The sequence below is a fragment of the Marinobacter sp. NFXS11 genome (assembly GCF_040148675.1).
GTDB lineage: Bacteria > Pseudomonadota > Gammaproteobacteria > Pseudomonadales > Oleiphilaceae > Marinobacter.
In genome coordinates this window covers 1,454,958-1,461,077 of record NZ_JAGDDV010000002.1, presented here as the reverse complement: position 1 = coordinate 1,461,077, position 6,120 = coordinate 1,454,958, and the positions used below count along the sequence as shown (strand labels likewise).

Annotated in this window: 6 protein-coding genes; 2 read left to right on the top strand and 4 right to left on the bottom strand. The window is 55.0% G+C overall.

Going from position 1 to position 6,120, the window contains the following annotated elements:
* Positions 1-428 precede the first annotated feature (428 nt).
* A complete protein-coding gene (tyrS, locus tag J3362_RS15715; RefSeq protein ID WP_349520913.1) occupies positions 429-1,631 on the bottom strand; it encodes a tyrosine--tRNA ligase in 1,203 nt (400 codons plus the stop codon).
* Between the two features lie 304 nt (positions 1,632-1,935).
* On the opposite strand from tyrS, the gene J3362_RS15710 reads away from it, so the two are divergent.
* Positions 1,936-3,345 carry an OapA family protein gene (locus tag J3362_RS15710; protein WP_349520912.1) on the top strand — a complete coding sequence of 470 codons (1,410 nt, stop codon included), beginning with the start codon at positions 1,936-1,938 and terminating at the stop codon, positions 3,343-3,345.
* A 7-nt stretch (positions 3,346-3,352) separates the two neighbouring features.
* A complete protein-coding gene (locus J3362_RS15705; RefSeq protein ID WP_349520911.1) occupies positions 3,353-4,450 on the top strand; it encodes an anhydro-N-acetylmuramic acid kinase in 1,098 nt (365 codons plus the stop codon).
* Positions 4,451-4,463: 13 nt separating this feature from the next.
* On the opposite strand, the gene erpA is transcribed toward J3362_RS15705, so the two are convergent.
* From erpA to J3362_RS15690, 3 genes are all read right to left on the bottom strand, one after another.
* Positions 4,464-4,817, bottom strand: coding sequence for an iron-sulfur cluster insertion protein ErpA (gene erpA, locus J3362_RS15700; RefSeq protein ID WP_008173146.1), 354 nt, complete (start codon positions 4,815-4,817; stop codon positions 4,464-4,466).
* 63 nt (positions 4,818-4,880) lie between these two features.
* Positions 4,881-5,366 (bottom strand): bactofilin family protein, encoded by a 486-nt coding sequence (locus tag J3362_RS15695; RefSeq protein WP_349520909.1) that lies wholly within the window; start codon positions 5,364-5,366, stop codon positions 4,881-4,883.
* Between the two features lies 1 nt (position 5,367).
* Positions 5,368-6,108, bottom strand: coding sequence for a DUF6776 family protein (locus J3362_RS15690; RefSeq protein WP_349520907.1), 741 nt, complete (start codon positions 6,106-6,108; stop codon positions 5,368-5,370).
* Between the last annotated feature and the right edge of the window lie 12 nt (positions 6,109-6,120).

Genomic DNA, 6,120 nt, shown 5'->3' with positions numbered 1-6,120 from the left:
AACTCAATTTCGACGAGTCACTGTCCTGATATTTCATATCCGAAATACCTCGGCCAGCGCCCACACGAATTACTTGGTCAACTTTTTAAAGAGCGTTTGAGCTGTTGCTCAATCAAGGCCGCGTATTCTACATCGTAGCGCCGCCTTGTCAACCGTTTATTTTTCGATGTTTTCCGTCTCCGGAAAGCGCCGAAAAATGACCCGGCTTACTGCTTGTTTCGAGGTGCGCATTCTACAGTGAATCGCTTGCCTGTCAACCGCTTTCTGAAGAATCTTGAAACTCATTTTCTTCAGCGCTTTCAAACAGTTATCTTTCGATTTCTGAGCCGCCTCAGCGGTGCTCCCCTCGAAAGAGATGCGCATTCTACAGACCTGCCCGAAGGTGTCAACGGCGATTCTGAAAAAAACTCAAAATCGCCCAAAATCGATCAGACAGTAATCAGAACCCGGGCAATCTTCTTCTTGCCAGCCTGGATGACGCAATCATCGCCTTCCACAAACATCCGGTCGCCCTCGAATTTCTGGCCATCGACAAATACCGCACCACGCCCCAGGACATCCCGGGCTGCCGCGCCGTTCTTTACCAAACCGGCCAAACGAAGCACCGCCGCCATCGGAATCTCGGACTGCCCCTCCAAAGGCACTTCAACAGTCGGTACATTGTCCGGGATCTCACCGAGCGCCACTCGGTTGCCGGCGGACTTGTGAGCGGTCCGGGCCGCCTCTTCATCATGGAAGCGGGCAATGATCTCTTCCGCGAGCAGCTTTTTATAATCCTGGGGGTTTGCACCACCGGCAACTGCGTTACGGAACTCGTCCACCTCGGCAAGCGGCCGGAAGCTCAGAAGTTCGAAGTAGCGCCACAGGAGATCATCCGGCATGGAGAGCAGCTTGGTGTACATTTCGCCAGGCGAATCGTTGACGCCGACATAGTTTCCCAGAGACTTGGACATCTTCTGGACACCATCGAGCCCTTCCAGAATTGGCATGGTGAGGATCACCTGGGGCGACTGGCCGTATTGCTTCTGCAGAATACGCCCCATCAGGAGATTGAACTTCTGATCGGTACCGCCCAGCTCAACATCCGCCTCCATGGCCACTGAGTCATACCCCTGGACCAGCGGGTAGAGAAACTCGTGAATCGCAATCGCCTGCTCGGCACGGTAGCGCTTGGTGAAGTCATCCCGCTCCAACATGCGCGCAACGGTGTATTGTCCCGCCAGCTTGATCATATCGGCGGCGCTCATCTTGCCCATCCAGTCGGAATTGAACATGACGCGCGTTTTCGCGGGATCAAGGATCTTGAACACCTGCTCTTTATAGCTGACCGCGTTCTCGGCGACCTGCTGCTCGGTTAGAGGAGGACGTGTGGCGCTTTTACCGGTGGGATCACCGATCATTCCGGTGAAATCTCCAATCAGAAACATCACCTCGTGACCAAGATCCTGAAACTGCCGCAGCTTGTTAATAAGAACGGTGTGCCCAAGATGAAGGTCCGGCGCAGTGGGGTCGAAACCCGCCTTAATCCGCAGCGGACGACCTTCCTTCAATTTTTCGATGAGCTCATCTTCCGGAATGAGTTCGTCTACGCCTCGCTTGATTATCGCCAACGCTTCATCAATGGATGCCATGAACAACACGTCCCCGCTTTGATCTTGGAAAGATTCTGTCAGTTACAGAGTTCAACAAAAGAAATCTGTGAGTTACCTGTTCCCCTGCTACAGTATGCTGACCAGAATTTGACCAACACCGACTTTGCAGGGCGGCGTATTATAACAACGCTGTCAAAAGAAATCCGGAGGATGGAGCAGCAACCGTAATGTTCCACGCTGTCCCGCATGCATTTTATACGGTAATCTGTTGGACTATACTTGAACAACAGCTTTAATTAGGTAGTACAAGCTGCCGTAATACCGATTAAAACGGGTGCGATACGTGCTGAAAATGTTTCCTAAAACTCACATTACCATTGCTGCCGCGGTTACCGTTGTTGTTACCGCTGCCATTCTTATGAGCCCCAGCAGCAACGTTGAAGCCAAACGGATGTCCTATGCCCTGGACCTGGAGCAAGGCACCGTTTCCGAAACCGGTGCAGCGCCTGAGCAAGCAGCGCCGACAGAGGCTCCCGTTGCGGACACCCAGCCGGAAGCGCCTGAATCCGATGTCGCGACAGAGGCCACGCAGCAGGCGAGCCTTTCTACTCCCGCGCAACCTGTTGCTCCCAGGCTGCCGGAACTCCAATGGCAAACCTTCGCGATCAAGCCTGGTGACACGCTCTCCTCTTTGTTCAAGAAAGCTGGCTTTAATGACGGCATAATGCTCTCGGTTATTCACGGCGACGGTGAGGCCGAAAAACTTCAGCGCCTGTACGCCGGCGAGACCATTCGTTTTGCGACAACCGAAGACGGCGGGCTTGCTGCCATCGACTTGCAGAGAAACCGCCTGGAAACCCTGAAGATTACCAAAGAGGGCGAAAGCTTTACCGGCGAAACCGAAGTTCGCGAACCGGAAGCTCGGCCAGCCTTTGCATCAGGTACCATCGACGGCTCCCTCTATCTTGCGGCGCGCGAAGCGGGCCTTAACGACAGCCTGACCATGGAACTGGCAGGCATCTTCGGCTGGGATATCGACTTTGTTTACGACGTCCGGAAGGGCGACCAGTTCGAAGTGGTTTACGAAGAACTTTACCTGGACGGCGAAAAGTTCGACACGGGTCGGATCCTGTCTGCACGATTTGTTAACCGCGGCGAAGAAAACCTTGCACTGCTTTATACCGACAGCAATGGCGACAGCGATTACTACGCCCCCGATGGCAAAAGCATGCGCAAGGCATTCCTGCGAACCCCCATCAATGCCCGGATTTCTTCTCCGTTCAACCTTCAGCGCCGCCATCCCGTCCTGGACGTTGTACGTCCGCATGAAGGCACCGATTACGCAGCGCCTCCCGGCACTCCCATCAAGGCGGCAGGTTCCGGTCGGGTGAAATTTGCCGGCTGGAAGGGTGGTTACGGACGAACCGTCATCCTCCAGCACGGCGACAACATCACCACGCTGTATGCGCACATGAGCCGCTTGGGCAAAGGCATCAAGAATGGGACCCGAGTCAAGCAGGGCCAGACCATCGGGCATGTTGGTTCATCGGGCATGGTTACCGGACCTCATCTGCACTACGAGTTCAGGCTGAACGGGTCGCCGCGTAACTCCCGCACGGTCAAGTTACCGGACGCCAAGCCCATTCCGTCTTCCGAGATGGCCCGATTCAAACAATTCACCGAACAGCGAATCGCGCAGTTTGACGTGTTCCGCGAGAGCTATCAGCAACTCGCACTGGCTTCAGACGACTGAGCGACAAATGGAAGCCTGGATTGGATTGATGTCAGGCACCAGCATGGATGGCATTGATGCCGTGCTGGTGTCTTTCAGTCACAGCGCCATAAAGATCCACGCATCGCACACGATCCCCTACCCCGATCAGATTCGCCACCGACTCATTGCCGCCAGCCAGAACCAGGCCGAACCCGACGAAATCGGCGAACTGGACACTCTGGTCGGCACACTGTTTGCCCAGGCCGCCGACGCGGTCATCCAAAGGTCGGTATTCGAGCGGGCAAAGATTCGGGGCATTGGCAGCCATGGACAAACCATTCGGCACCAGCCGTCCGGCACCGCACCTTTCTCCATACAGATCGGCAACCCTTCCGTGCTGTCCGAAGCCACCAACATCACAACAGTTGCGGATTTCAGACGACGGGATATGGCCGCCGGAGGTCAGGGCGCGCCGCTGGTCCCAGCCTTCCACAAGGCCTTTTTCAGCTCAGATGAGGAGAACCGCTGCATTCTCAACCTCGGGGGAATCGCCAACATTACCTGGCTCCCCGCCAGTGACGAGATACCGGCAACCGGTTTTGACACGGGCCCTGCCAATGCGCTGATGGATGCCTGGTGCCTCGACCAGACCGGGCTGCCTTTCGACAGCGACGGTCATTGGGCCATGGAGGGCTCGATTAACCAGGAACTTCTTGATGACATGCTTTCCGATGCCTATTTTTCGAAGGCACCCCCTAAAAGCACGGGCAAAGAGCGGTTCAATCTTGATTGGGTAAAAACACTGGTAAGCCGCCACCGGGACATTCCAGCCGAAGATATTCAGAGGACCTTACTGGAATTAACCGTCAAAAGCGTCGTTCAGCAACTGCCCGAGATCTCGGATCTCAGGATTTATGTGTGCGGTGGCGGAGCACGCAATCCGCTGCTAATGGATGCGTTCGCCAAAGAACTGCCCGGCGTTTCGCTTTCACTCACAACGGAACTGGGATTAGACCCTCAACTGGTGGAACCTGTTGCCTTTGCCTGGCTGGCAAAGCAGGCACTGGAAGGAAAGCCCGGCAACCTGCCGGACGTGACCGGGGCAGCTGGCCCTCGTATTCTGGGTGCCATTTACCCGGCCTGAAAGCCACTGCCGATCAGATGGAGAAGGAGCTACCACACCCGCAAGTGGAGCTTGCATTGGGATTCTGGACCACGAACTGCGAGCCTTGCAGGCCTTCCTGATAATCAATGGTAGCACCCACCAGATACTGGTAACTCATCGGATCCACCAGAAGAGAAACGCCGTCACGCTCGATGACGGTGTCCTCCTCATCCTGGCTTTCATCAAACGAGAAGCCGTACTGAAATCCGGAGCAGCCTCCGCCCGTCACAAAGACGCGGAGTTTGAGTTCGGGATTCTCTTCTTCCTCAATCAACTCACGTACTTTGGCAACGGCACTGTCACTGAAGAACAGCGGCGTAGCTATTTGTTGCTGAACTGCACTCAAGTTCGCCTCCGGATTATTATGAACAACTCAGGCGATTATGGTATTCCTGACTAAAACAATCAACTATTCGGACTTTCCACCATCGTCAGCACCGCCGGGCTCCGCTGCCGAATCGCCAGCAGAAGCCTGCTTGTCGCCGGATCCGGCGGATTTGGAATCCTGGGAGAGCAACCCGACCGGCTCCCGCTGATGCACCAGATTACCGTTTACAGACGCTCCCATCGCCATTTCAATGAGATTGTAGTAAACGCTTCCATTGATAGAGGCTTTTTCCGCCAGTTCAAGATGTGCCGAGGCGTAAACATCACCATTCACGGTTCCGTTGATAATGACGTGGGGCGCATTGATATCACCCGTCACTTCGCCAACTTCTGAAATCCTCAGTACCGCGTCGGTGCCCTCATCGGCAACGACCTTGCCTCGAATCCGGCCATCCACATGAAGCCCGCCGCTGAAATGCACATCGCCTTCAACCGTCGTGCGGGAAGAGATCAAGGTGTCAAAATGGCCCGTGGGCCGGCGCGGCTTCTGCTTTTTCTTGCCAAGCATGTCAGTTCTCCGTTAAATCGTCCCAGTTAAAGGTGCGCTCGGCTTGCGAGGATTTTTTTCCCTCTGCCTGGGCAACCACCTGGATCTCAAGCGGCTCAAATTGTTCCGGCAGTTTCAGGGAGCCTTCGACATCCTGAAAGTACCGGAAACGGAATTTCACACCGAGATCGGCTATGTCCTCCGAGAGGTCACGCAAGGCGATGACCTCTTTTTCCTCATCACGCAAACCAATGACATTGACTGCCACCACACCGGAAATGTAGCTCTTGTTGTTGCCGACCTGGGTCAGCACCAGCTTGAAGTCATAACTGTCCTGATTGCGAGCCCGAACCAGTGAAAAGCTGTCTACCTGAAGCCCCTTGCTGGTTTCCGACGGAGCCATGATGTTTTTATAGAAAGTCAGGTCCGATTGCAGTGACACAATACGGGTTTCCAGATCCACAATGGTTTTTCGCGCCTGGTTCAAGGCCTGCTCGTCAATCGCCTGCCCACGCTCAAGGTTGATCAGCTGCTGCCGGGCCTTGCGATAATCATCCCGGAGTTTCTCGACCTCGTTTTCCAGCACCTGGTTTGACTCCTCGGCACTGGAAAAACGGAAACCGCCCTGGGCAAGCCCGGTGGCATACCCCACAACCACAGCCACCACGGTAAAAACCAGAAGGATGGCTGTTCTGCGCAGGCGATAACCCGGTCGATGCCGGATGACCACATACTCTTCAGCCGGCTTTCGCTGTTCGCTCACAATCTTCCCTTG

What these genes read in the sequence shown, in the direction of transcription:
- J3362_RS15695 (WP_349520909.1), bottom strand. Translation starts at nt 5,366, where the DNA reads ATGCTTGGCAAGAAAAAGCAGAAGCCGCGCCGGCCCACGGGCCATTTT.
- tyrS (WP_349520913.1), bottom strand. Translation starts at nt 1,631, where the DNA reads ATGGCATCCATTGATGAAGCGTTGGCGATAATCAAGCGAGGCGTAGAC.
- J3362_RS15705 (WP_349520911.1), top strand. Translation starts at nt 3,353, where the DNA reads ATGGAAGCCTGGATTGGATTGATGTCAGGCACCAGCATGGATGGCATT.